Annotated in this window: 24 protein-coding genes; 12 read left to right on the top strand and 12 right to left on the bottom strand. The window is 65.6% G+C overall.

All coding sequences use genetic code 11. The features are described from left to right. Positions 1-8 precede the first annotated feature (8 nt). On the top strand, positions 9-488 hold the full coding sequence (locus D6M19_RS07065) for a GNAT family N-acetyltransferase (protein WP_234834732.1): 480 nt from the start codon (positions 9-11) through the stop codon (positions 486-488). Here D6M19_RS07065 and D6M19_RS07060 read toward each other — a convergent pair. From D6M19_RS07060 to D6M19_RS07015, 10 genes are all read right to left on the bottom strand, one after another. Beyond that, on the bottom strand, positions 481-1,473 hold the full coding sequence (locus tag D6M19_RS07060; RefSeq protein WP_123024454.1) for an Acg family FMN-binding oxidoreductase: 993 nt from the start codon (positions 1,471-1,473) through the stop codon (positions 481-483). The genes D6M19_RS07065 and D6M19_RS07060 overlap by 8 nt on opposite strands. 121 nt (positions 1,474-1,594) lie before the next feature. Continuing rightward, on the bottom strand, positions 1,595-2,488 hold the full coding sequence (locus D6M19_RS07055) for a universal stress protein (RefSeq protein ID WP_123024453.1): 894 nt from the start codon (positions 2,486-2,488) through the stop codon (positions 1,595-1,597). A gap of 178 nt (positions 2,489-2,666) precedes the next feature. Continuing rightward, on the bottom strand, positions 2,667-2,879 hold the full coding sequence (locus tag D6M19_RS07050) for a three-helix bundle dimerization domain-containing protein (RefSeq protein ID WP_123024452.1): 213 nt from the start codon (positions 2,877-2,879) through the stop codon (positions 2,667-2,669). Between the two features lie 33 nt (positions 2,880-2,912). Next, positions 2,913-4,268, bottom strand: a complete 1,356-nt coding sequence (locus D6M19_RS07045) for an acyltransferase family protein (protein WP_123024451.1) — start codon at positions 4,266-4,268, stop codon at positions 2,913-2,915. After that, positions 4,228-4,680, bottom strand: coding sequence for a hypothetical protein (locus D6M19_RS07040; RefSeq protein ID WP_123024450.1), 453 nt, complete (start codon positions 4,678-4,680; stop codon positions 4,228-4,230). Before D6M19_RS07040 ends, D6M19_RS07045 begins: the two co-directional genes overlap by 41 nt. A 46-nt stretch (positions 4,681-4,726) precedes the next feature. Further along, entirely contained in the window at positions 4,727-5,086 is a 360-nt protein-coding gene (locus D6M19_RS07035; RefSeq protein ID WP_123024449.1) for a carboxymuconolactone decarboxylase family protein, read from the bottom strand. Positions 5,087-5,090: 4 nt separating this feature from the next. Next, a complete protein-coding gene (gene cydC, locus D6M19_RS07030) occupies positions 5,091-6,803 on the bottom strand; it encodes a thiol reductant ABC exporter subunit CydC (protein WP_123024448.1) in 1,713 nt (570 codons plus the stop codon). Then, the gene (gene cydD / locus D6M19_RS07025) at positions 6,790-8,394 is read right to left on the bottom strand and encodes a thiol reductant ABC exporter subunit CydD (RefSeq protein ID WP_123024513.1); all 1,605 of its coding nucleotides are present in this window, start codon (positions 8,392-8,394) and stop codon (positions 6,790-6,792) included. The genes cydC and cydD overlap by 14 nt, the downstream gene beginning before the upstream one ends. A 50-nt stretch (positions 8,395-8,444) precedes the next feature. Continuing rightward, positions 8,445-9,485: a cytochrome d ubiquinol oxidase subunit II gene (gene cydB, locus D6M19_RS07020; protein WP_123024447.1), complete on the bottom strand. Its 1,041-nt coding sequence runs from the start codon at positions 9,483-9,485 to the stop codon at positions 8,445-8,447. A 22-nt stretch (positions 9,486-9,507) separates the two neighbouring features. Next, positions 9,508-10,956, bottom strand: a complete 1,449-nt coding sequence (locus D6M19_RS07015; protein WP_123024446.1) for a cytochrome ubiquinol oxidase subunit I — start codon at positions 10,954-10,956, stop codon at positions 9,508-9,510. Positions 10,957-11,140: 184 nt separating this feature from the next. Between D6M19_RS07015 and D6M19_RS07010 the strand changes: the two genes are divergently transcribed. The 5 genes from D6M19_RS07010 (at position 11,141) to D6M19_RS06990 (ending at position 16,627) form a co-directional block, all read left to right on the top strand. Then, a complete protein-coding gene (locus tag D6M19_RS07010) occupies positions 11,141-12,154 on the top strand; it encodes an Acg family FMN-binding oxidoreductase (RefSeq protein ID WP_123024445.1) in 1,014 nt (337 codons plus the stop codon). Next, positions 12,151-14,022, top strand: a complete 1,872-nt coding sequence (locus D6M19_RS07005) for a propionyl-CoA synthetase (RefSeq protein ID WP_123024444.1) — start codon at positions 12,151-12,153, stop codon at positions 14,020-14,022. Before D6M19_RS07010 ends, D6M19_RS07005 begins: the two co-directional genes overlap by 4 nt. An 80-nt stretch (positions 14,023-14,102) precedes the next feature. Continuing rightward, positions 14,103-14,453 carry a ferredoxin gene (gene fdxA / locus D6M19_RS07000; protein ID WP_123024443.1) on the top strand — a complete coding sequence of 117 codons (351 nt, stop codon included), beginning with the start codon at positions 14,103-14,105 and terminating at the stop codon, positions 14,451-14,453. Positions 14,454-14,618: 165 nt separating this feature from the next. Next, positions 14,619-15,401, top strand: coding sequence for a PRC-barrel domain-containing protein (locus D6M19_RS06995; protein WP_123024442.1), 783 nt, complete (start codon positions 14,619-14,621; stop codon positions 15,399-15,401). After that, positions 15,398-16,627 (top strand): NRAMP family divalent metal transporter, encoded by a 1,230-nt coding sequence (locus tag D6M19_RS06990; RefSeq protein ID WP_123024441.1) that lies wholly within the window; start codon positions 15,398-15,400, stop codon positions 16,625-16,627. The genes D6M19_RS06995 and D6M19_RS06990 overlap by 4 nt, the downstream gene beginning before the upstream one ends. A 42-nt stretch (positions 16,628-16,669) precedes the next feature. Here D6M19_RS06990 and D6M19_RS06985 read toward each other — a convergent pair whose 3' ends face one another. Continuing rightward, positions 16,670-17,884, bottom strand: a complete 1,215-nt coding sequence (locus tag D6M19_RS06985; RefSeq protein WP_123024440.1) for a sensor histidine kinase — start codon at positions 17,882-17,884, stop codon at positions 16,670-16,672. Continuing rightward, a complete protein-coding gene (locus D6M19_RS06980; RefSeq protein ID WP_123024439.1) occupies positions 17,881-18,555 on the bottom strand; it encodes a response regulator transcription factor in 675 nt (224 codons plus the stop codon). The genes D6M19_RS06985 and D6M19_RS06980 overlap by 4 nt, the downstream gene beginning before the upstream one ends. A 62-nt stretch (positions 18,556-18,617) precedes the next feature. Between D6M19_RS06980 and D6M19_RS06975 the strand changes: the two genes are divergently transcribed. Genes D6M19_RS06975 through D6M19_RS06950 form a run of 6 tightly spaced genes read left to right on the top strand, consistent with a single transcriptional unit; the run spans position 18,618 to position 22,532 of the window. After that, complete coding sequence (locus D6M19_RS06975) at positions 18,618-19,103, top strand: hypothetical protein (RefSeq protein ID WP_123024438.1); 486 nt, start codon at positions 18,618-18,620, stop codon at positions 19,101-19,103. Then, positions 19,100-20,032 carry an FAD:protein FMN transferase gene (locus tag D6M19_RS06970; protein ID WP_123024437.1) on the top strand — a complete coding sequence of 311 codons (933 nt, stop codon included), beginning with the start codon at positions 19,100-19,102 and terminating at the stop codon, positions 20,030-20,032. The genes D6M19_RS06975 and D6M19_RS06970 overlap by 4 nt, the downstream gene beginning before the upstream one ends. Further along, positions 20,029-20,589, top strand: a complete 561-nt coding sequence (locus tag D6M19_RS06965) for a ferric reductase-like transmembrane domain-containing protein (RefSeq protein ID WP_123024436.1) — start codon at positions 20,029-20,031, stop codon at positions 20,587-20,589. The genes D6M19_RS06970 and D6M19_RS06965 overlap by 4 nt, the downstream gene beginning before the upstream one ends. Continuing rightward, positions 20,586-21,770: an NADH-ubiquinone oxidoreductase-F iron-sulfur binding region domain-containing protein gene (locus D6M19_RS06960; protein WP_123024435.1), complete on the top strand. Its 1,185-nt coding sequence runs from the start codon at positions 20,586-20,588 to the stop codon at positions 21,768-21,770. Before D6M19_RS06965 ends, D6M19_RS06960 begins: the two co-directional genes overlap by 4 nt. Next, a complete protein-coding gene (locus D6M19_RS06955; RefSeq protein WP_123024434.1) occupies positions 21,767-22,003 on the top strand; it encodes a ferredoxin in 237 nt (78 codons plus the stop codon). Before D6M19_RS06960 ends, D6M19_RS06955 begins: the two co-directional genes overlap by 4 nt. A 55-nt stretch (positions 22,004-22,058) precedes the next feature. Next, complete coding sequence (locus tag D6M19_RS06950; protein ID WP_123024433.1) at positions 22,059-22,532, top strand: DUF2231 domain-containing protein; 474 nt, start codon at positions 22,059-22,061, stop codon at positions 22,530-22,532. Positions 22,533-22,593: the final 61 nt, after the last annotated feature.

Raw genomic sequence — 22,593 nt, 5'->3', positions numbered from 1 at the left:
GTTCCGGCGTGAAAGTCCGTCGGCTGAATCACGATGACTACGACGCTGTCGTCCTCCTGGCAACCGAACTCGACGCCGAAGAGCGGTACATGCGCTTCTTCACACTTCACCCGGCGTACATCGGCGAGTGGGCGCTGTCATTGACCGCGCCCGCGAAAGGCGTTGTCGCGCTTGGCGCCTTCGAGGACGGCGACCTCATCGGCGTTGCCAACTACTCCGAGCTGAGCCGCTCCGGTTACGCCGAGATCGCCGTCGTGGTCGCCCATGAGCAGCACCACCGCGGCGTTGGCACCGCACTGTTGCGGACCCTCGCCGAGATCGCAAAAGATTCCGGTCAGCATCGCTTCGTCGCCGACGTACTGTTCGAAAACTACGCCATGCGGCGGGTACTCAGCGATGCGGGATGGCCGATCAGCCAGCACCGTGACGGGTCCGTGCTGAGCCTCGAGGTTGATCTCGACACCCTCACCGACAACACACCTAGCTGAACGACGAGCCATCCAACCGCGTCACGACCTCGCCAAGCGGCCTGCGCGGCGTAGCAGGCAAGGGATCGGCGTTGACCGGTGCCCAACCGATACGCAACAGCATCTGCGGGTAACCGTCCTCACCGAAAACATCCTCGGCGACTTTTGCCCTGGTTTCTGCAATCTCCAGCGGCTCGGTGATTGGGCAACTCGCCAGGCCTAACGCGGTAGCAGTTAGCAACACCACGCTGGTCGCTTCGCCGGCACGCAGCCAGGAGGGTTGATCGTCCTCAACTGTGCCAAGGGCTACCACCGCCGAGCTGTCGTCGGCCGAGGCCCCGTCCGCCGTCTGCGCCAAGACCGCTCCCGCGAACGCTCGAGCCGGTAGAGCGGCGCCCGTGTCCGGCTCCGGCGCGTTGCGGGCCGGCACGCCCGCCGTCGATGCGTAACGTCCACTCCACCTGGATAACTCAGCCAAATACTCGTAGTCGTTCGCGTGACCCCGCGCAGCCTCGTCGATGAGGTGTTTGAGGCTGGTGAGCGCGTCAACGCGGCGAAGCATCACGCCGGCCCGCGCCGCTCGCGCACCCATCATCGTGATGTCACGCTGGGGTACAGGCCATGACGAGAAATGCCTGCGGTCGGTGCGCCGCCGCGGTATCGCGGCGGCAAGGGCGATGTCGACTTCGGTGGCGGGATAGCGGTGAAGCTCGATGACCGCCAGATGATTTGGGTCGTCGACCTGGGGGAATCGGTGCACCTTTGACTGCCAGCCCAGCGCGGCAAATGCCGTTTGGCAATGATGCAACGCCGCTCCGCAGCTGAGAACGAAGTCGCGGGCGTCGGGGTCGGTGTGGGGCAGGCGTACGTCCGGGTTGGCGTACAGATGAAGGGTTCTGTCGCCTACCCGCCACTGCCACGGTTGCGAGTTATGGACCGATGGAGCCCGGACCGCCAGCATCAGGGCGGACCGGATGGTCTCCGCGTCGGGAAAGTGTGCGCTCATTGGTCCTGCTACCTCGCTCCGAAATTTCGTTGTCTCCTTCAGGATGCCGTGTCCACGTCGGCACGAAGAGGGCCTAAAGACCCGGACTCCGGTGACATGAGCAGCCGGTTGGCAGCAATCATCAGGACTGTCGCGCCACGATCACCGGCATGCGCGCCGCCTGTGCGACCGCCGAACTCACCGAACCCAAGATGGCGCCCTCGAATCCGCCATATCCATGGCTGCCGACGACGAGCAGCTGCGCTCGTTCCGATTCTTCGAGCAGCCGGTGCACTGGATTGTCCTTTCCGACCAGGTGGCGAACGACGACATCGGGATAGCGTTCGCTCCAGCCGGCGAGACGTTCGGAAAGTTCTTCTTCCGCTTTTTGTTGGAAGGCATCGCGCGGCACGTCAGCCTCGAAGTCGGCGCGGTTGATCCACGAATGAATCGCAACCAGTTCAACTCCACGGCGGGACGCTTCTTCGTAGGCAATCGCCGTCGCCAATTCCGAGGCGGGGGATCCGTCGATGCCGACCGCGACAGGTGCCGTCGCGGGGTGATCCATCAACGGGTCTTCGTCGTGGATGACGGCTACGGGGCAATGCGCGTGATGAATGAGGCCCGAACTCACCGAGCCAAGCAGCAGACGCGCCACACCGCCAAGACCGCGGCAGCCGACCACGATCATGTCGGCGTCGTTGGACATGTCGACCAGCTTCGGCGCCGCGACACCGGGAACGATATGTGACTCGACTTGAAGCCCGTCTGCTTCTGGTACGGCATCGGCGACGACCTGACGAGCATCGGCGATTATCTGCTTACCCCGTCGTTCGCAGTCCACCAGGTAGTCCGCCGAGGGTAGATCCATCCAAGGACCGATTTCTTCAGGCAGGACGTGGACGATGGTCAACGGCACACCGCGCAGCGCTGCGTCGCGCGCAGCCCAGTCGGTCGCTACTCGTGATGCGGGGGACCCATCGACCCCGAGGACGATGCCGTGAGGTTTCGATTCCGACTGGGATGACGACGTCATTTCGCTCTCCTTTGCCCACCGGCTCACCGGCTTTGTTGACTATGTGCTTGACGCTAGATCCGCTTGTCGAGTGAACCCTGGAGGCATTGGTCACCGGAGCAACTGCCGAAAGGCCCTGCGGACAACTGGACCTACCTCACCGCGCGGGGCGGTGGAGAACACCTGCGCTGCCCGGCGGTCATGACCTCGCGCCGCTCAACAAACGTCGGCTTCGATTCAAGGTCAACGGAATCAGGTGCGCGGTGATCGTCGCGCTTGATGCGAGCTCTGCATACACCTTGGCCACCACGGTTTCGATTTCGCCTCGTGGCCGCCCAGGGAATCTTGCGCACAACGCCGAGACGACACCGTTCAGTTCGTCGTGCACCATCGGTTCGGCGAATGTGGTCATGCGAAAAGCTTGGTCGTTGGGCGGACGGCGACACTACGGACTTAAGGCCCTAGACCCGCGGCGACCGTCCTTTTCTGCATTGCAGCGCAACGGCTGCAATGCGACAAGTGCGAGACCACCGAGATAGATAACTGACGTGCCGAGCGCGAAGCGACCAGAGGGCGCAAACCCGTCCAAGCTGAAGCGCCACAACGCAGCCGACACCAATCCCGCCCCGACGAGGACCATCGGAGCTGCGTACCTGCCCGGCAGGCGTGTCGGCACAGAGACCAAACTGCCTGCGAAAACCGACCGGGCGGATCCGACGAGCAGCAATACGCCGGCAGTCACCACTGCGAGTACCGCCACCCAGAGCAAGCGCGAAAGCCACCATGGGCCCGTCCCCAGCGTCGGCACAGGAAACAGACCCGCCGGGTACACCACGACGGCAACTATGACGACGGCGATCATGTGCCACAGATAGACCACCATGACCCGCTTGTTGGCCGCGGCCAACGGGCGCCGCAGAGCCGAGCGGCGCAGCCAACGCGTCACCGCGGGAGCAATGGCGATCAGCGTGCCGGCCTGCCAGAGCCCGAGTGCCAGCATCACGACGCTCGGTGGTGCGCTGTTCTGTACAACCTGGCCGGGGACGCCGATCAAACTCACCGGATAGGGGCCGAAACCGACCGCCACAGCAGCAACGGCGCCACCGGCCACGGCCAGCGCAACCGCTCGACTGCCCTGCAGGGCCCCGAAGAACCACGCAACACCGATCTGGAAGAGCGCCAGCCAGCAGAACAGGTTGTTGAGCCAACCGATGGCGGGCAGCACGCCACTGACACTGACAGCGTCCACCGCCACAACGACGATGCTCAGCGCCACCGATGCAAGCAGTCCCCACCGCCGATGTGCGGCCACCGCGACGGGCGTCATCGCGAGCACCACGACATACACCGGGATGAACCACAGGTGCATCGCCACCGCCCATCCGCTCATCGCCACGGTGGACGCATCCACATGGGCAAGAGCGGCGGCGCCGACGGCGACCAGAGCGACCAACACGTATGCCGAAGTCGGACCGAGGACCGTGCGCAACCGCTTGCCGAGCCAGTCACCGTAGGACGCCTCGGCTCGGCGCGTCCATGACGCCGCGCCCGCATAGCCGGCCACGATGAAGAACACCGGCACGACTTGGAAGATCCAGGTAAGCCAGTGCGTCCATGGCAATTCGATCAACGGGTTCTCCCTGACGAAACCGCCGTTCCGATAGACCACAGCAGCGGCGAGCCAGTGCCCGATGACGATGACGCCGACAGCGCACACACGGTACAGGTCCGCCGACAATTCACGCGGTGAACCTGTCCGGTCAGGCAGCACGAGGGAGGTCGATGCTGATGTGCAACTCATCGTCCTGCTTGCCCGGCCTCCACCCGACGTACGTCAGATACAGCCCGATCAGAGCCATCAGTATATAGGCGACCGTCCATGCGCCTGTCGCACCGACCATTCGATCAGCCACGGAAGCAAAGACATTCGGAAAGGCTATGAGCAGAATTCCACGCACCACGAGTAGCCACCCGAGCACCGAGACGATGATCGCGGGTGCTCCTCGCCAGTACTGATGGAACGCAACGATGGCGATGCCACCCATCAGGATGAAGGCACCTGTCACCCAGGGCCACACGTCGCTCGCGGTGAACTCCGTCAGCAGCTGTCGCATATCCGACGCACGCAGTATCACCACGACGGTGATGATGGTAAAGAACGGTCCGAGTACGCGGGCGAAGGCTCTGGTTCGTTGTCCGACATTGCTTTTCATGACTCCCACTTTCAATCTGCGTACATGAGACCGGTTGTAGAACCCCTTACGAACCCACCCGGTCTTGGGCGAACTCGTTGAACGCCGCCAGCGCTCGAGCGCCATAGATCGTGGCCGGGCCGCCGTGCATCAGGATGCTGACGCCGATGGCTTCTGCAGCCTCCTGCGCCGTCGCGCCATTGCGGGCGGCGCCCCTGGCATGCGATGCGATGCACCCGTCGCAGCCGTGCACAACTCCGATGGCCATCGCCATCAGCTCCTTGACCTTGCAACTCAGCGCGCCCTCTGTGAGTGCCGCGTCCGACATGGCGGCGAAGCCGCGGTAGACGTCGGGTATGAGCCGCCGCAGTGCGCGGTGCTCAGATCCGAGCTGGATGAGTACGTCGTGATGATGGCAATCTGACATACCATCAGACTGGTTGCCGGACTCGCCTTTCCGAAGGGTCAAAGGTACTCGACGACAGATTCTTTCGGCCTTCGGGGGTGATTGCCAGCCGCAGGCATGCAAGGTCGGCGGGCAATTGGTGGCTGGCCACGACCACCGTGCGCGACGCGTTGAAGAGGTCGCCCTCATTGGAGAGCAGAGCCCGCAGGAACGCATCGGAGTCTGCGGCGTCTAGGTTCTCGGTCGGCTCGTCCAACACGATGATCGGGCTGGACACGAGCAGCGCCCTGGCGAGCAGCAGTCGCCGACGCTGCCCGGCCGACAGCGCATCTGCGCCGCCGACGAGGATCGTCCTCAAACCGTCGGACAATGCGCGGACCCACTCCGACAGTCCCACGCGGCTCAGGGCGTCCATGAGTTCACCGTCGGTCGCGGCACCGCGGGCGACCCGCAGGTTGTCGCCAACGGTGGTGGCGAAGACATGCGCATCGTCGGCAAAATATGTTACCCACGAACGCAATTCATCCTCGGCCATGGCATCCAGCGACGTCCCGCCGAGTTCCACCACACCGTTGCGTGGGGCGAGTAGCCCGGCCAGCGTCATGAGCAGCGCCGTCTTCCCTGCGCCGCTCGGTCCGACCACCGCTATCCGTGCCCCTGTCGGCAGGTTGAGGTCCAGTGGTCCGATTTCCGTCGACTCCGAGAATCCACTGACCAGCGCGCGCGCTTCGAGCCGCTGGCTCGCCGGAGGGGCGCTCTTTGCCTGCTTGGCGATGGTGTGGCGCGGTGGCGCAACGAGTTCGGTCAGTCGCTGAGCCGAAAGGCGGGCCCGAACCAATGTCACGGCCGCGGCGGGCAACGCACCCGTAGCCTCGAACGCCGACAGCGGCAACAGCATCAGCACGGCGACTGTCGTGGGTGCGGCCACGGTCGACAGGCTGATTCCGGCTACCGTCGCGCCGACTACCGCGACCCCGATCGCCAACGCCTGAGCTGCTGCCGCGAGCGCGGCCGGCCGTGCTGCCGCGTCTTCGACGCGACCCCACTCCGTCTGGCGTGTAGCGACATCGGCGATGACGGCGGGCAATCGGCCGGCTACCCGCAGCTGATCGGCGTGCTCGAGCGCGGTCATCGCCGCGATGTCGCGCTCTTGGCGGTGCTGCGCGGCCAGGCGCTCACTCGACACGACGGCGCGGCCTGCCAGCCACGGCGCCGCGATCCCCGCCACGGCCAAACACGCGGCCAGCAGGGCGGCCACCGTCGGCGATATCGTGGCCACCGCCGCCACAGCGGTGACCCCGAGCACCCCGGCCACGGCGATCGGCAGCACCGCCCGCACCAGCAGGTCTGACAACTGGTCGACGTCGCCGCCGAGCCGCGTGACGAGCTGTCCGCTGCGCAGACGCATCGCGTTGTCGACGGGCCCACGAGCCAACCGGTCGTAGAGCCGTTCGCGCATGGAGCCTGCCGAACGCAATGCGCTGTCGTGGCTGGCCAGCCGTTGGCAGTATCCGAAGATCGCTCGCGAGATCCCGAGAGCACGAACCGCGACCACCGCCACGCCGAGGTCGAGGACGGGAGGCATCTGCCAGGCGCGCGTGATCAGCCACGCCGACAGGGCGGCGAGCGCGAGCGCGCTTCCCAGCGATGCGGCACCAAAAAAGACGGCCTGCAGGAACCGTCCCATCCGCGGCCGGAGCAATGTCAACGCGGCGCGCAGCGTCTCAGCGGTAGACATCAGCGCCCTCCCCCACCATCACCACTGAGTGGGCCGCATCCAGGACCGCGCGACGGTGCCCCGTCAGGACAACGGTCGTCCCCGCGTCGGCCCGCTGCGCCAGCGCCGCAAGCACGCGCTGCTCGTTCTCGGCATCGAGATGCGCGGTCGGTTCGTCCAAGAGCAACACGGGTGCCCGCGAGCCCAGCGCCCGGGCAAGGCCGAGCCGTTGGCGCTGGCCGGCGGACAGCCCGACCCCGCCCGGTCCGAGCACCGTGAGCAGGCCGTCGGGTAGCCCGGCGATCACCTCGTCGAAACCGGCTTGCGCGCAGGCGCCCAGCGGATCATTCAGTTCGCCGAACAGGTTGAGGTTCTCTGCGACAGAGCCTGCGATCAAGGCGGGACGCTGCGCCAACCACGCGACCTGGGACCACCACTGCCGGGGTTGCAGCGACGCCACATCCACACCAGCCACCCGCACACAGCCCGACGTCGGTTCGATAATTCCCAGAATTGCTTGCAGGGCCGTGCTTTTTCCCGAGCCATTGGGCCCGGCGAGCACCGTGATGCGGCCCGGCTCGATGTCTGCGCACAAGCCATGCGGGCGCACCCCGTCGCGGCCTGCCACACTGAGCCCGTCGATCTCGATTCGAGCGCCCCTCGCATCGACTGTCGACGAATCCGCCGGTGGCTCTGGCGACTCGTCGAGAAGTTCGAAAGCCCTTTCCGCAGCGGCCTTTCCAGCGGCAGCGGCGTGGAACTCGACACCGACGCGCCGCAGCGGCCAGAAGACTTCCGGTGCGAGCAGCAGTGCCGTGAGTCCTGCCACAAGGCTCATCTCGCCATACACCAGACGCAGACCTACGCTCACGGCGACCAGCGCGACACCGAGGGTGGCGATCAACTCCAGCACCAAGGCCGAAAGGAAGGCGATCCGCAGTGTCGACATCGTCGTCCTGCGATGCGCGGCACTGATTTCCGCGATTCGCGCGGCCGGTCCACTGGCACGACCCAAGGCGCGCAATGTGGGGATCCCCGCCACCAGATCGAGCAGCCGCGCTTGGAGCACACCCATCGCCGCCAATGCTGCGGCGGATCGGTCGCGCGTCGCCAATCCGATCAGGATCATGAACAGCGGAACCAACGGCAGCGCCACCGCAACGATCAGGGCAGACCGAAGGTCGTAGACGGAGATGACGACGACCGCCGCCGGGGTGAGCAGCGCGGAGAGGACCAGCGCAGGCAGATAGGCGGTGAAGTACGGTCGCAATGCGTCCAGGCCGCGAGTGATGACGGCGCCCGCTTCGTCCCGGTCGGCCGCGGCTTCGCGAGGCGACCGATTCGTGACGTCATGCAGGAGTTGGCCGCCGAGCTCGGTGATGACCGCCGTCGCCCCGCGCTGACTCAATCGGACGCCGGCCCAGCTCACCGCGGCGCGGGCGATCCAGAGCACCGCGAGCACCGCAAGGGCCGTCGTCCACACGTGTGGGCTGCGCTTCGCCGGATCGGTGATAACACCGGCGACGATGTGCGCGAGCACGATCGCCGACGCGATCGTCAGGCCGGTCGTCGCCGCGCCTGCCGCCACCGTCGCCGCCAGGAAACGACGCATCGAGACGCTCCTGCGCATCAAGCGTGGATCGACAGGACCGCCGGTGCGGCTCATGACGCGCGGGTTGCCAAGCCGACCGAAGACGGGATGCGATGCGCCGAGATCCGCTGCCGGAACACCCAATACGACCACGCCTGATATCCGACCACCACCGGTGCGGTCAGCACCGCCGCCCAGGTCATGACGGTCAACGTGTAGTGACTTGACGACGCGTTGTAGATGGTCAGGCTGTATGCCGGGTCGATGGTCGACGGCACCAGGTTGGGATAGAGGCAGCCGAACAGCATCACCACCACCGCGGCCACCACCGTGGTCGTCGCGACGAACGCCCGACCCTCGCCACGGCCCGACCGCATCAGTCCGACCGCCGTCAGGAGCGCGATCACAGCCACGGCCAGCAACAGCCACGTCCAAGTCTTTCCGTGCGCCAATTGGGTCCACACTCCGAACGCACCGACGAGGACCACCACGGGAATCGACAGCCACACCGCGAACCGAAACGCGTCATCGCGCACGGGGCCTTCGGTTTTCAGCGCCACGTACACCGCACCGTGTAGCAGGAACAATCCACACGTGGCCAACCCGCCGAGCAACGTATAGACATTCAGCACGTCGGTGACCGACAACTGCACATGATTGTCGGCGTCGATGGGAAGCCCCTGCACCAGGATGGCGAACGCGGTTCCCCACAGCACGGCGGGCAGCCATGAACCGACGGCGATCGCGAGATCCGCCCAGCGACGCCACCGCGGGTCGTCGATCTTGCCTCGCCACTCGATGGCGACGACCCGGACGATCATCCCGAAAAGGATGACAAGCAGTGGCAGATACAGCGTGGAGAAAACGGTGGCATACCAGCCCGGATAGGCCGCGAACATGGCCCCGCCCGCGGTCAGCAGCCAGACTTCGTTGCCGTCCCACACCGGCCCGATGGTGTTCAACACTGCCCTCCGGTGCTGTTCGGGATCGCCGGTGGCCACCCGTCCGAACGGCTCCATCAGCATGCCGACCCCGAAGTCGAAGCCCTCCAGGATGAAGAAGCCCAAGAACAGCACCGCGACGAGAATGAACCAGAATTCCTGTAAGCCCATGAGTGTCAGGTCCTTTCGTAGGTCAGTACGCGAACGACAGCGGAGCGACGTCGTCGTCGCCGGGAGTGGTGGCTGGCGCCAACTCGGAGTCGTGTTCCTGCGGACCCTCGACGGTGTAGCGCTTCATCAAGTAGAACCAGATCACCGCAAGCACCGCGTAGATCGCGGTGAAGGTGACCAGTGACACGATGACGGTCGCGGCGTTGTGGTCGGACACCCCCTGCTGCACCGTCAGGTGCACCATCGGATCGCCGGTCGGATTCGGCGCGACGATCCACGGTTGGCGGCCCATCTCGGTGAACACCCAGCCCGCGCTGTTGGCCAGAAACGGCATGGGGATCGCCAACAGGGCGAACCACGCGAGCCATTTCGATTCGGGTGTGCGCCCACCGCGGGTCGCCCACAGTACCGTCAGAGCGAACAGCACCGGGATCAACAACAATCCGATCATTGCCCGGAACGCCCAGTAACTGACGAAAAGGTTGGGGCGGTAATCCCCTGGGCCGAAACGAGTTTGGTATTCCCTCTGTAGGTCGTTAACACCCTTGAGGGTGACGCCGCTGGTCTTCCCTTCCGCCAGGAACGGAAGCACCGTAGGCACATCGAGAACGTGCGTCACGCTATCGCAGTTATTGTGCGTGCCGACAGTCAGAATGGAGAAGTCGGGGTCGGTTTCGGTGTGGCACAACGACTCCGCGGAGGCCATCTTCATCGGCTGCTGGACGAACATCAGCTTGCCCTGGGTGTCTCCTGTGAAGAGCAGCGCGCCGGTCGCCAACACCGCCACCACACAGCCCAGGATGCTCGCGGGCCGGTACATCGTCCTTGCATCGTCTCCGCTCTTCGCGCGGACCATCCACCAGGCGCTGATGCCTGCCACGAACGTTCCCGCGGTCAACAATGAGCCGGCAATCACATGCGCGAACGCGGCGAGGCCCGTGTTGTTGGTGAACAGCGCCCAGATGCTGGTGAGCTCGGCGCGACCGGTCGCGGGATTGAAGTGCGCGCCCACCGGATGCTGCATGAAAGAGTTGGCCGAAATGATGAAGAATGCCGAGGCATTCACCCCGAACGCCACGATCCAGATACAGGTGAGGTGGACCCTTTTCGGAAGACGATCCCATCCGAATATCCACAGGCCGATAAACGTCGACTCGAAGAAGAACGCGACAAGGCCTTCCATGGCAAGCGGGGCGCCGAAGATGTCGCCGACGAAGCGTGAGTACTCGCTCCAGTTCATCCCGAACTGGAACTCCTGCACGATGCCGGTAGCCACTCCGAGGGCGAAGTTGATCAGGAACAGCTTGCCGAAGAACCTGGTCAGCCGGTACCACGCAGGATTGTCTGTCACGACCCAGGCCGTCTGCATGATCGCCAGCAGCGGTGCCAGTCCGATGGTCAGCGGAACGAAGATGAAGTGATAGACGGTGGTGATACCGAACTGCCATCGTGACAGGTCCAAGACATTCATCAGCAGTTTCTCCCGCGCTGGTTAGTCGCCAATGCATTTGGCGCTGAACGAAACGTAGTTGCGCAGCGCAGCGGACGCTGGGGACCAAAGTCCCTCAATGCGGGGGCTTTGGCCTGCAACCGGCGGCTGGCCGGATGCACAAGAGTGAACGGTGATACCGACCCGTCGACCAAAGGCATGTGGAATGACCGAGACGATGCCGGACTCCGCGGTGATCCGGGAAGCCGTGCGCTTGGCCTGCCGCGCTCCGTCTCTGCACAACAGCCAGCCGTGGCACTGGGTTGCCGAGGGGCCGGCACTTCACCTGTTCGCGGACCTGACACGGGTTATGACAGCGGCGGACCCGGAAGGCCGCGAGATCTATCTGAGCTGCGGTGCTGCGTTGGATCACCTGACCGTGGCCATGGCCGCGTCGGGCTGGCACGCGAACGTGCACCGATTCCCCGACGCCGACAATCCCCTCCATGTGGCGACGGTGGACTTCCACAGCTCTGCGATGGCGACGACCGAGGACGTCGGGGCGCGCGCATCAGCCATTGGCAGGCGTCGTACTGACCGCAGACCCTTCATGCCTCCGGCCGACTGGCCGGAATTCGAAACTTACCTGCGGCAAACCGTCATTCCCTACCAGGTGATGTTCGACGTGGTTCTCGACCACGCTCGGCCATCGCTTGCCAACGCGTCGCGCCTCACAGAAGCGATCCGCGAGTACGACCCGTCCTACACCGCCGAGTTGGGTTGGTGGACCTCACCTTCCGACACCGGAGATGGGATCCCAAGATCCGCTTTGACGTCCGCGGTGGTGGCCGGCCACGTCGATGTCGGTCGTACATTTCCAGCGTCGAAGGCAGGCAACGGGGGCGAACACGTCGACTTCGACCGCTCGAGAATCGTTGTCCTGTCCACCCATCACGAAGATGCTCGGCTGGATGTGCTGCGCTGTGGGGAGGCGCTGTCTTCAGTGCTTCTCGAGTGCACGGCAGCCGGATTGGCGACCTGCACGCTCACCCACATGACCGAGCTCGCACAAAGCCGCGAGATCGTCAGGGAGCTGACAGGCCAGCGTGGCACCCCGCAGCTACTGATCAGGATCGGACGGGCGCCCGTGGCGGACGAGGAGCCTGCCGCCACCCCACGCAAACCGCTGTCCGAAGTCTTCGAGGTTCGCCCCTCACCAGGCAGGGGTGCATCGACATGAGCCGCTACCGCGACGTCTACCAGTCGAGCCTGAGCGACCCCGCAGGCTTCTGGCGGGAGGCGGCGCGAGAGGTCAGCTGGGGTCGGCCACCGCAACAGATCCTCGATGACAGCACACCGCCGTTCTACCGATGGTTTCCCGATGCCGAACTGAATACCTGCGCCAACGCCTTGGACCGTCATGTCGAAGCGGGCCGCGCGGAACAGGCGGCGCTGATCTACGACTCGCCGGTGACCGGAACCTTGCACACCTATAGCTATGGCGAGCTGCTCGATGTCACTTCGCGTTTCGCGGGTGCGCTGCGCAGCTTGGGGGTTGCCAAGGGTGACCGTGTGGTCATCTACATGCCGATGATCCCCGAGGCTGTCATCGCGATGCTGGCCTGCGCGCGCATCGGGGCGGTTCATTCGGTGGTCTTCGGAGGATTCGCGGCGCACGAACTGGCGGCGCGGATCGACGACGCCCAACCCGTGGTGATCGTGACCGCGTCATGCGGTATCGAGCCGAGTCGAGTGGTCGAGTACAAGCCGATGCTCGACGCCGCGATTACCGCCAGCAGCCATCCCCCGCGTCACTGCGTCGTTGTGCAGCGAGACCAGCTGCGATGCAACCTCGTTGACGGGCGGGACCTTGACTGGGACGACGTCGTGGCCGATGCGGTAGCCACCCCCCCGGTGCCGGTCGCTGCCACCGATCCCCTCTACATCCTCTACACGTCGGGAACGACGGGTAAGCCAAAGGGAATCGTGCGCGACAACGGCGGTCATGCTGTGGCATTGCTTTGGAGCATGCGGCACATCTACGGCATCGATCCGGGTGACACCTTTTGGGCCGCCTCCGACGTCGGTTGGGTGGTCGGGCACTCGTACATCGTGTACGGACCGCTGCTCGCAGGCGCTACGACGGTGCTGTACGAGGGAAAGCCCGTTGGCACACCCGATCCCGGTGCATTCTGGCGGGTGATCGCCGAACATCGCGTCAAGGCGTTGTTCACCGCCCCGACTGCGATCCGAGCGATCCGCAAAGAGGATCCCAACGGCGTCTGGCTGACCCGCTACAACCTCGATTGCCTGAAATCGCTGTTCTTTGCCGGGGAGCGACTCGACCCGGACACTTATCACTGGGCGACCGAGAAGCTGGGGATCCCGGTCATCGATCACTGGTGGCAGACAGAAACCGGATGGGCGATCGCCGCCAATCCAATGGGTATCGAGCCGATGTCGATAAAGCCGGGATCACCCGCGGTGGCCATGCCGGGCTATGAGATCGCCATTCTGCACGCCGACGGAACCGGCTGCGCGACCGGAGAGGAGGGCGCGATCTGCCTGACGCTGCCGCTGCCGCCGGGAACCTTCCCGACGCTGTGGAATGACGATGCCCGGTTCGAGTCGTCCTATCTGTGCGAACATCCCGGCTACTACCTGACCGGTGACGGCGGATACGTCGACGAGGACGGATACCTGTTCGTCATGGGCCGCATCGACGACGTCATCAACGTGGCGGGACACCGACTGTCCACAGGTCAGATGGAAGCCGTGCTGGCGTCGCACCCGGCGGTCGCGGAATGCGCGGTTATCGGGGTCGCCGACGAGATCAAGGGGCAGATCCCTCGTGGATTCGTTGTCCTGCAGGACGGTGTGTCACCGGCGGGCCTTGCCGCCGAGTTGGTAAAGCTGGTTCGTGACGAGATCGGTGCCGTTGCGTGCCTGAAACAGGTGGACGTTGTCGCCGCATTACCAAAGACTCGCTCCGGCAAGATCTTACGCAAGGCGATGCGCTCTATCGCCCACGGACATGAGGAGCCGCCACCCTCGACGATCGAGGACCCCGACATCCTGCACGCGCTGCGCCCCGTTCTGCGTGGGTAGCCTGTCAGAGGACGAAAGTCACTTCTGATGGTGCCGTTTGCCTCCCCTGCCATGCCGCAGACATTTTCTATCGTCGTGTCATGACCTATGTGATCGGCTCTGCGTGCGTTGACGTGATGGACAAGTCGTGTGTCATGGAGTGTCCGGCGGACTGCATATACGAAGGCGCACGCTCCCTGTACATCAACCCCGACGAGTGCGTGGATTGCGGCGCATGCAAGTTGGTCTGCAGGCTCGAGGCAATCGAGTACGAGACCGACCTGCCCGACGACGAGCTTTGGCACCTCGCCGACAACGCGGCGTTCTTCCAATCCGTGCTGCCGGGCCGTGCCGAGCCGCTGGGCGCACCTGGTGGCGCTGAGGGCGTCGGGCGGGTGGGCGTCGACACCCCGACGGTGGCCGCATTGCCACCAAACCCCCTAGCGGAGTAGTGACGTCAGCGTCCTGACCGACTACGCCTGCTGCTGCAGCAGCCAAGGGCACGAAGTACTCGCGGAGAAGGCAGTTGTGCGGGTTTCCACCGGCGACGGTCACCTGACACAGCGATAGACACCTTTTCGCCGATCTTCAAGCGGCTATTGGGGCATGCTGCTGTCGTGCTGTTGCTCAGCAGAATTGCCGGCCTCGACGTGCGAGGTTCGGATGGTCGTGTGCTCGGCCGTGTCGCCGACATGACGGCCGGCCTCGGCGTAGACGAAATGGCCGCGCTCGTCGAACGAATTCTGGTGCGGCGCAAACATGAGCTGGACTTGTTGGTGCCTTGGGAGACTGTCAAGGCCTTCAAGCCCAATGCCATCGAATTGACCTCGAACGGAGCTGATTTCGCCGTTGCCTCCGTCCATGACGCGCTGCACCTCGATGAAATTTGGCTGATGCGTGACGTTCTCGACACGCAGATCGTCGACATCGCCGGGCAGCGACTCGCCCGCGTCGCCGATGTGGTGCTCGCTCACCGCCCCAATCGCCGCTTGGAACTCGTCGGCGTCGAAGTGGGCTTCGGCGCGGTGCTGCGGCGTCTCGGCCTGGGAAAGGTGGCGTCGCGGGCGCGGGGCGATGTCGTCGCCTGGACTGATCTGCACCTGACCTCAGAACGCGGGCATGCCGTCCAACTGGCAACCCCACGCTCGGCCATCCACCTGTTGGATGTGCGCGGCTTGGCGGCCCTCATCGCGCGGCTCGACATTGAGGCCGCCACCGAAGTGCTTGCCGCCAAGGGCCCCGATCTGGCCGCCGAAGTGATCCGCGCCAGCCACCCAGCGGTCGGTGAGCGGATTCTTCGTGCGATGTCCGGTGCGCCATCGGCCTTGCGCGACCGCCATTTCCTGCGCTCGCGGGTCTGGCCGCGCCGCCGCCACGCGCTGCGGGAGCCAGGGCCGTGAAGCGTCGCGGGCTGACGCTCGGCGCCTTGCTGGCCGTTGTCGGGCCTGGACTTCTTGCCGGCCTGTCCGACGACGATCCAGCAGGCATCACCACGTACTCGGTGCTTGGAGCCGACTACGGCTACCAGCTTCTCTGGGTACTCTTGCTGTCCACCGTCGCGCTTGTGATGTTCCACGCCCTTGCGGCCCGTACCGGGGTTGTCACGGGCCAGGGCTTGATCGGTCTGGTGCGCCAACGCTACGGGGTCCGGCTTGGCGGTGCCGTCCTTGCCGCCCTCGTCGTTGCCAACGTCGGCACGACTTGCGCCGAATTTGCCGGCATAGCGGCGGGTTTCGAGTTGTTCGGGATCGGCCGCTACTTCAGCGTTCCAGCCGCCGCCCTGATCGTCTCAGTCCTCGTGCTGCGCGGGAGCTTCCACCGGGTCGAGCATCTTCTGCTGTTGTTGTCGACGGTGTTTCTGGCCTACATCGCCTCGGGCTTTCTTGCTCATCCCGACTGGGGTTCCGCCGCCCATGGTCTGGTTGTGCCAACGATGCCCGTCAACGCTGACGCGATCGCCATCGTCACCGCCACCGTCGGAACCACCCTCGCACCGTGGGGGTTGTCATTCATCCAGTCCTACGCCGTCGACAAGAAACTGCGGACAGAGGATTTGAAGCTGGAGCGCATCGACGTCGTCACAGGAGCTGTGCTCACCGGCATCATCGGCTTCTTCGTTGTCATCGCGTGTGCCGCCACCCTGCACCGCGAGGGCCGCTCAATCAACGACGCCACCGATGCCGCGGTGGCGCTGCAACCGCTCGCGGGCGGTGCGGCGTCCACCCTCTTCGCCGTCGGTCTGATCGGTGCGGCTCTTCTCGCCGCATCCCTGCTGCCGCTGTCGACCGCCTATTCGGTGTGCGAATACGCGGGTTTCGAAGCCGCACTGGATGATCCGTACAGCGAAGCCAAGACGTTCTATGTCACGTTTGGACTCGTCACGGTGCTGGGCGCTTCGCTCGTCATGATCCCCAACGCGCCGTTGGTCACGATCCTGGTTGCTACGCAGATCCTCAACGCCGTGCTGTTGATCCCTCTGCTTCTGGTGATGATCGGCATCGGCCGCGACGAAGACCTGATGGGCGCGTTCAAAGTGGGCAAAGCGGGCTCGGTCGCCTATGCGCTGACCACGGCGGTCGTACTGGCCTGCGTGATTGCGCTGGCAGCGTCATTGGCATTCGGCTGACCGAGAATGCTGGGCACTGCGCTTGGCCGCGAGCGTCGGCTTCTAGACCGACTGCGCGCTTGGCAGGGTGAGCCAGAACGTCGCTCCGCCGCCGGGCGTCTGCGTGACGCCGATGTCGCCGCGGTGTGCGCGCACGATTTCTCCGACGAGCGCAAGCCCGATTCCGTAACGTTCACGACCCGCCGTCGAGGTATGACTCTGACCGTGGGCGAACCTTGCGAACAGTGTTTCCGTCATGTCGGGATCGACGCCGACCCCGTCGTCGCGGACCTCGATGAGGACGTCGGGTCCCCGGCGGCCAAGGTGGATCTCCACGGTCCCGCCGACGTGTTCGTGGGCAAGGGCGTTGTCGACCAGCGAGGTCAGGGCACGCCGCAGTGCCGCAGCAGATCCCATGACGGCCAAACCTGTTCCAGCGGTGTCGGTGGTCGGCGTAACGATGAGGTTCACCCCGGCTGATTGTGCGTGCTCGACCATGCTGTGGTGAACCTCATCGACGAGGGCCGATACATCGACCCGAACCCGAGAAATATCGTTTCTGGACATCGAAGCCGAGGCCAGAAGATCCTCGATCACCTCGCCCAACGCCCTGGTGTCGGCGGCGAGAGCGTCGACCTCTGTCTTGGCGTGGTGGGCGTCGCCGTCGTCGAACCGGCGGGCGAGCAACTGAATCCTGGTGTGCAGCACCGTCAGCGGCGCTCGAAGTTCGTGCGAGGCATCGGCGACGAAGCGTCGCTGCATCGCCAATGCCTCGGTAAGCGGCCGCAGGGAACGTCTCGAAAGCAGGACGACGACCGCGATCGAGGCAAGGATTCCGGCGAGTTCGGCCGCGCCGAGCGACAGCAGCAGGCGGTGGCGGGCCGTCTGGTATGAGTCCATCGCCAGCAGCACGACCACCCTGCCTTCGGACTTGTCGGCGACGAGAACGCGGTTCGACACCCCGTCGATGCGAACGTCGGAGAAACCCGCGGGGCGCTCGAGCAGATCGGCCGTCGGCAAGCCTCGGGCACTTGCCTGCACCCCGCCTGCCTGGTCACGCAGGATGAGTTGCATGCCTGGCGGCGGATCTACCGCATCGTCGGCCGTCGACGCCACCGAGGTCAGCTGGCTGGCGATCTGCTGGTTCTGCATGCGCACGTCGACGAGGAAGACCACCGCGCCCACCACCAGCAGCACCGCTGCCAGGGCAAGCGAAGCCTGCAGGGCAGCGATCCGGCCTGCGCGGCGCACGATGGCGAGGTCGCTATCGGGCGTCATTCGATTCCGAGGCGGTATCCGGTGCCATGGACCGTCCGCACGATGCCTCGACCCAGTTTGCGACGTAGATAGTGCACGTAGGTATCGACCACCCCTGGGGTATCGACGCCGCCGAACGCCGAGCTGAGCAGTTGACCGCGGGTGTGGATCCGTCCTGGAGCCTTCATCAGGACACTGAGCAACGCCGCCTCCCGCTCGGACAACTCGACATCAGCGCCGACTCGACGGCCGCTGACGGTGCGGGTCACCCGATCCAGACAAAGACCGTCGACGCGCAGCGTGGAGTTGCCGTCCGGCCGTCGAACCAGGGCGCGGATCCGGGCCAGCAGTTCTGGTATCTCGAATGGCTTGACCAGGTAATCCTGCGCCCCTGCGTCGAGTCCGGCCACGCGATCGGCAACCGCACCGCGGGCGGTCAGCACGAGGACAGGGGTTGTGATTCCCCGCGATCTGAGCACCTCGACCAGGTCGACGCCATCCATTACCGGCAGCCCGCGATCGACGACCATCGCGTCGTATTGCGCCGTCAGGCCGCGGTGCAGCCCCTGTTGACCGTCGTAAACGGCATCGACCCGATATCCCTCGTCGGTGAACAACTCGACGAGCATCGCGCTCAGCGCGCGGTCGTCTTCGACGACGAGCAGGGTCAGCTTCGCGGTCCCATCGGCCACCAGACGAGCGTGCCACGCCAGATCTTCGAGAGCTCGAAGAATCCGCTGCAAGCATTGGCGCCATGGATTCACCCCGTGCGGGTTTCCGCCGTGCCACCGCCACCTCGTGGGCGCTCGTCGGCCTCGGCATCGTCGGCGTCGCGGGCACCTCCACCCTTGCCTATGCCGACACCATGAAAACGTCGGCGACGGAAGCGCCGATCGTCGCAACCGACCCCGCCCCGGCAGAAACCGACCCCACGCCAGTGTTCGACGTGCCTTCAACGGCTACCTCCATCGACCCGGCGCAGCCGAATCCCGAACCGACGGCGACGCCCGAACCGTTGAGCCCCGAGCCGACGGTGGAGCCGTCTCCGACGACGACCCGCGCCACCACGTTGCCGACCTACACTCCCTCGTCCGCTCCCCCGCCGACCGAAACCGTTCAGCCCACCCCGAGAACTCAGACACCCGTGGCGCCACCAACCACCAGACGGCGTGCCCTCACGCCGACGACGGTGATGGCGCCGAACTTCTCGCCGCACGTCACGGTGTCCCACGGCTCATGACCGTTGACACCACTGCGATCCCCCAAATTCGGTGGCGGCGTTGGACAACCGACATGCAGCTCGTGGTCACCGACCCCGGATCGCTGTCCGCTGCCCGACGAGAGGTCGACGCGCAGCTCGACGCCATCGACGCCGCCGCGTCCCGCTTCAGACCAGACTCTGAAATCGTCTCCCTGGCAAGGTCGCACGGTCGGCCCACGCAGGTCAGCGCGACGCTGGCGGACCTGCTCGACGCCGCCCTGACGGCGGCCCGACAGACCGACGGCGACGTCGATCCAACGGTGGGCGCCGCACTGGTCACACTCGGTTACGCAGCGGGCGCGGGCAGCCGAGACAGCGCAATGCCCGCCGCCGCATCAATCGTTCCCTCGGCGGTCTGGTCAACGGTCACGCTGCGGGGCCGCGTTGTCACCGTGCCGCCCGGCGTACTGCTCGACCTCGGGGCCACGGCCAAGGCGGTCGCCGCCGACCGGTGCGCCGAGCGAGTCCACCAAATCACCGGCAGTGGCGTACTGGTCAACCTCGGCGGCGACATCGCCACCGCCGGACCCGCGCCCGACGGGGGCTGGCAGGTGCTCGTCCACGACAGCGACGGCGATCCGGCGAGTTCTATTGCGCTGCCCGCCGGCGCCGCGCTCGCCACGTCGAGCACCGTCCGCCGCCGGTGGTGGCGCGGCCAGCAACTGGCGCACCACATCGTCGACCCTCGCACGGGCCAGCCCGCGGACCCGGTTTGGCGAACAGTCAGCGTCGCCGCACAGACCTGCTACGCCGCCAACACCGTGTCAACCGCTGCGGTGGTACGCGGATTGGCCGCGCTGGATTGGATTCGGTCGTTGGGCATGACGGCCCGCTTGGTAGACCGCGACCGCGCCGTCCACACTGTCGGGCGCTGGCCGGACACGCACGACTTCCAGGCGCAGCGGTGACCGACGAAGCGCTGTGGGCGCTGGGCCGGGGCACCGGAATCACGGCGCTGGTGTTCCTGACGATGTCGGTGGCGTTGGGTATCGCCACCCGGTCGGGCCGCCGGATCACGACCCTGCCCAGGTTCGCCGTCGCCGACGTCCACCGATTTGTCGCCCTGGCCGCAACGGTGCTCGTCGCGCTGCATATGACGCTGCTGTTTTTCGATCCCTACGCCCAATTGCGCTTGCTGGACTTGGCGGTGCCCTTCCTCGGCGCCTACCGACCGTTGTGGCTCGGGCTGGGAACCCTCGCGTTCGACCTGCTCGCCGTCGTCGTCATCACCAGCTTGCTGCGCCACCGCCTCGGGGTGCGCACCTTCCGCGCCGTGCACTGGGCTACCTACGCATTGTGGCCATTGACGATCGCACATTCGATCGGCAACGGAACCGACACCGACCACGAATGGTTCCTCACCATCGCCGGGTGTTGCGTCTTGACGGTCGCCGCCGCGCTGGTGTGGCGGGCGCGTCCAGCCTTCGCCGAGTACGCCGACGCACGAACACCGAGTCGCCGATGACTGTCCACACGCGACCGCACCCCAACCCGCCCTTGGCGAAACGACTCTTCGCCGCGGGCGGTCCAGGCCTGCGCGAGCATCACGCACGCTTTGGCCAAGCCCCCGAACCGACCGCCGAAGCGCTGATCGCAGCCCTCGATGCGGCAGGTCTGACCGGCCGGGGCGGCGCCGGGTTTCCGACGGCCCGCAAGATCGCGTCGATCACCAGACCCAACCCCGTGGTGGTCGGCAACGCCGCTGAAGGCGAACCGCTCAGCGACAAGGACGCGACGCTGCTGGCCCGCTCACCTCATCTGGTGCTCGACGGTCTGCAAATCGCGGCGCACGCCCTTGCGGCCGACAAGGTTTACCTCTACCTACCAAATCGCATGGCTGCAGCCGCGAAGCGCGCCCTCATGGAACGCGCCGACGCTGGGTTGGACCCACGCCGCGTGACAATCGTCGAGGCCCCCGACACGTTCGTCGCCGGTGAGGAGTCGGCCGTTCTCAGACGGATCGAAGGCGGCCCGCCGCTTCCGCGGGATCGAAGGGTACCGACGTCGGCCTCCGGATTTCGTGGGCGGCCCACCCTGGTCAGCAACGTCGAAACCCTAGCGCACGTCGCGCTGATCGCCCGCTATGGGCACCGCTGGTTCCGATCGGTAGGCGACGTCGCAGAACCCGGCACCATGCTGATCTCCGTGTCGGGGGCCGTTGCTCGACGATGCGTGCTGGATTTGCCTACCGGAACGTCGCTGATCCAGGTGCTTGCTCATGGTGGCGTCCACGATTTGCGCAGCGTGCGCGCCGTACTGATCGGCGGCTACCACGGCGGCTGGATCCCAACCACTGCTTTGGCCGGCGCCCGACTCTCGCGATCTGGTCTCGCCGACTTCGGCGCGAGCCCTGGAGCGGGCATCGTCCACGCCCTGTCGATCCACGAGTGTGGTCTCGCCCGCACTGCGGACATCCTGGCCTACCTCGCCGAACAGGGTGCCGGGCAGTGCGGCCCCTGTCGTCACGGCCTCCCCCGGTTGGCGCGGCAGTTCGACCACCTCGCCTATGGACGAGTGACCGATGGTCTGCTCGACGAACTGCACCGCACGCTCGGGCTCGTCGAGAACCGGGGCGCGTGCCGCCACCCCGACGGGGCCGTCCGGCTTGCCCGCAGCGCGCTCAAGGCCTTCGCAGGCAACCCATGAGGCCATCCGCGAAATCGCAACGGCTGCACATCGACTGGACGCGCTGTGACGGACGCGGGTTGTGCACCGAGTTGCTGCCCGGCGTACTCAGTCGCGACGACTGGGGATACCCGCTGGCGCGTGACGGCTCACGCGAACCCCCGATACCAGCATGCGACATGACCGAGGCCCGCGCCGCCGTTAACCGATGTCCGCGGCTTGCGCTCTCCCTGATTTCTTCACGTCAGCCATGATCGGGCAGCGCGGCCCGATCCCATCACGCAAGACCTTCGCATTGGAGTATGCACAGTGACAACGTTCAACGGGCTGCCCGCTCACGCCTTATTGGTCCATTTCATCGTCATCCTCGCACCCCTTACCGCCGTTCTGGCGATCATGTGCGCGCTCTGGCCCGCGGCTCGAAAAAGGTTGGTGTGGCTGGTCTTCGGCCTTGCCCTGATCACCGTGGTGCTCACACCACTGACCACCGAGGCTGGCGAGTGGCTCGAGCACCAGGTCGGTCGATCACCGTTGTTGCACGCGCACACGGAATTAGGTGACACGATGATCTACTTCGCAGTCGCGCTGCTAGTCGCCGCGGCACTGCTTGCAGCGCTGCACCTGCGCGACACCAGGGAACGTTCCGTCAAGCCGATCGTGATGTGGACAATTGCCGCGGTCGTCATCGTCGCCAGCGTGGCGACCGCGGTGCAGGTCTACCGCATCGGAGATTCCGGCGCCCGTGCCACCTGGAGTGGCAGTGTCGGCAAGGCGTTGCCGTGACACCGTGACCTGAGCCCATGGGATGTCCAGCTGGTGACAACCGGCCCTAGCACGCCGCTCC

Origin of the sequence: Mycolicibacterium stellerae, assembly GCF_003719305.1 — a bacterium.
In the GTDB taxonomy this organism is placed as follows: Bacteria; Actinomycetota; Actinomycetes; order Mycobacteriales; family Mycobacteriaceae; genus Mycobacterium; species Mycobacterium stellerae.
Note: the sequence above shows the minus strand (reverse complement) of the source record. Positions and strands in the feature narration are given on the sequence as shown.

Excerpts from the sequence above, each read along its gene's own strand:
- D6M19_RS07040 (WP_123024450.1), bottom strand. The coding sequence starts at position 4,680 with ATGAAAAGCAATGTCGGACAACGAACCAGAGCCTTCGCCCGCGTACTC.
- D6M19_RS06985 (WP_123024440.1), bottom strand. The coding sequence starts at position 17,884 with ATGACGCCCGATAGCGACCTCGCCATCGTGCGCCGCGCAGGCCGGATC.
- cydD (WP_123024513.1), bottom strand. The coding sequence starts at position 8,394 with ATGCGTCGTTTCCTGGCGGCGACGGTGGCGGCAGGCGCGGCGACGACC.
- D6M19_RS07010 (WP_123024445.1), top strand. The coding sequence starts at position 11,141 with ATGACCGAGACGATGCCGGACTCCGCGGTGATCCGGGAAGCCGTGCGC.
- cydB (WP_123024447.1), bottom strand. The coding sequence starts at position 9,485 with ATGGGCTTACAGGAATTCTGGTTCATTCTCGTCGCGGTGCTGTTCTTG.
- D6M19_RS07050 (WP_123024452.1), bottom strand. The coding sequence starts at position 2,879 with ATGACCACATTCGCCGAACCGATGGTGCACGACGAACTGAACGGTGTC.
- cydC (WP_123024448.1), bottom strand. The coding sequence starts at position 6,803 with ATGTCTACCGCTGAGACGCTGCGCGCCGCGTTGACATTGCTCCGGCCG.
- D6M19_RS07005 (WP_123024444.1), top strand. The coding sequence starts at position 12,151 with ATGAGCCGCTACCGCGACGTCTACCAGTCGAGCCTGAGCGACCCCGCA.
- D6M19_RS06975 (WP_123024438.1), top strand. The coding sequence starts at position 18,618 with ATGGATTCACCCCGTGCGGGTTTCCGCCGTGCCACCGCCACCTCGTGG.
- D6M19_RS06955 (WP_123024434.1), top strand. The coding sequence starts at position 21,767 with ATGAGGCCATCCGCGAAATCGCAACGGCTGCACATCGACTGGACGCGC.
- D6M19_RS07015 (WP_123024446.1), bottom strand. The coding sequence starts at position 10,956 with ATGAATGTCTTGGACCTGTCACGATGGCAGTTCGGTATCACCACCGTC.
- D6M19_RS07045 (WP_123024451.1), bottom strand. The coding sequence starts at position 4,268 with ATGAGTTGCACATCAGCATCGACCTCCCTCGTGCTGCCTGACCGGACA.
- fdxA (WP_123024443.1), top strand. The coding sequence starts at position 14,103 with ATGACCTATGTGATCGGCTCTGCGTGCGTTGACGTGATGGACAAGTCG.
- D6M19_RS06970 (WP_123024437.1), top strand. The coding sequence starts at position 19,100 with ATGACCGTTGACACCACTGCGATCCCCCAAATTCGGTGGCGGCGTTGG.
- D6M19_RS06960 (WP_123024435.1), top strand. The coding sequence starts at position 20,586 with ATGACTGTCCACACGCGACCGCACCCCAACCCGCCCTTGGCGAAACGA.
- D6M19_RS07060 (WP_123024454.1), bottom strand. The coding sequence starts at position 1,473 with ATGAGCGCACACTTTCCCGACGCGGAGACCATCCGGTCCGCCCTGATG.
- D6M19_RS07035 (WP_123024449.1), bottom strand. The coding sequence starts at position 5,086 with ATGTCAGATTGCCATCATCACGACGTACTCATCCAGCTCGGATCTGAG.
- D6M19_RS07055 (WP_123024453.1), bottom strand. The coding sequence starts at position 2,488 with ATGACGTCGTCATCCCAGTCGGAATCGAAACCTCACGGCATCGTCCTC.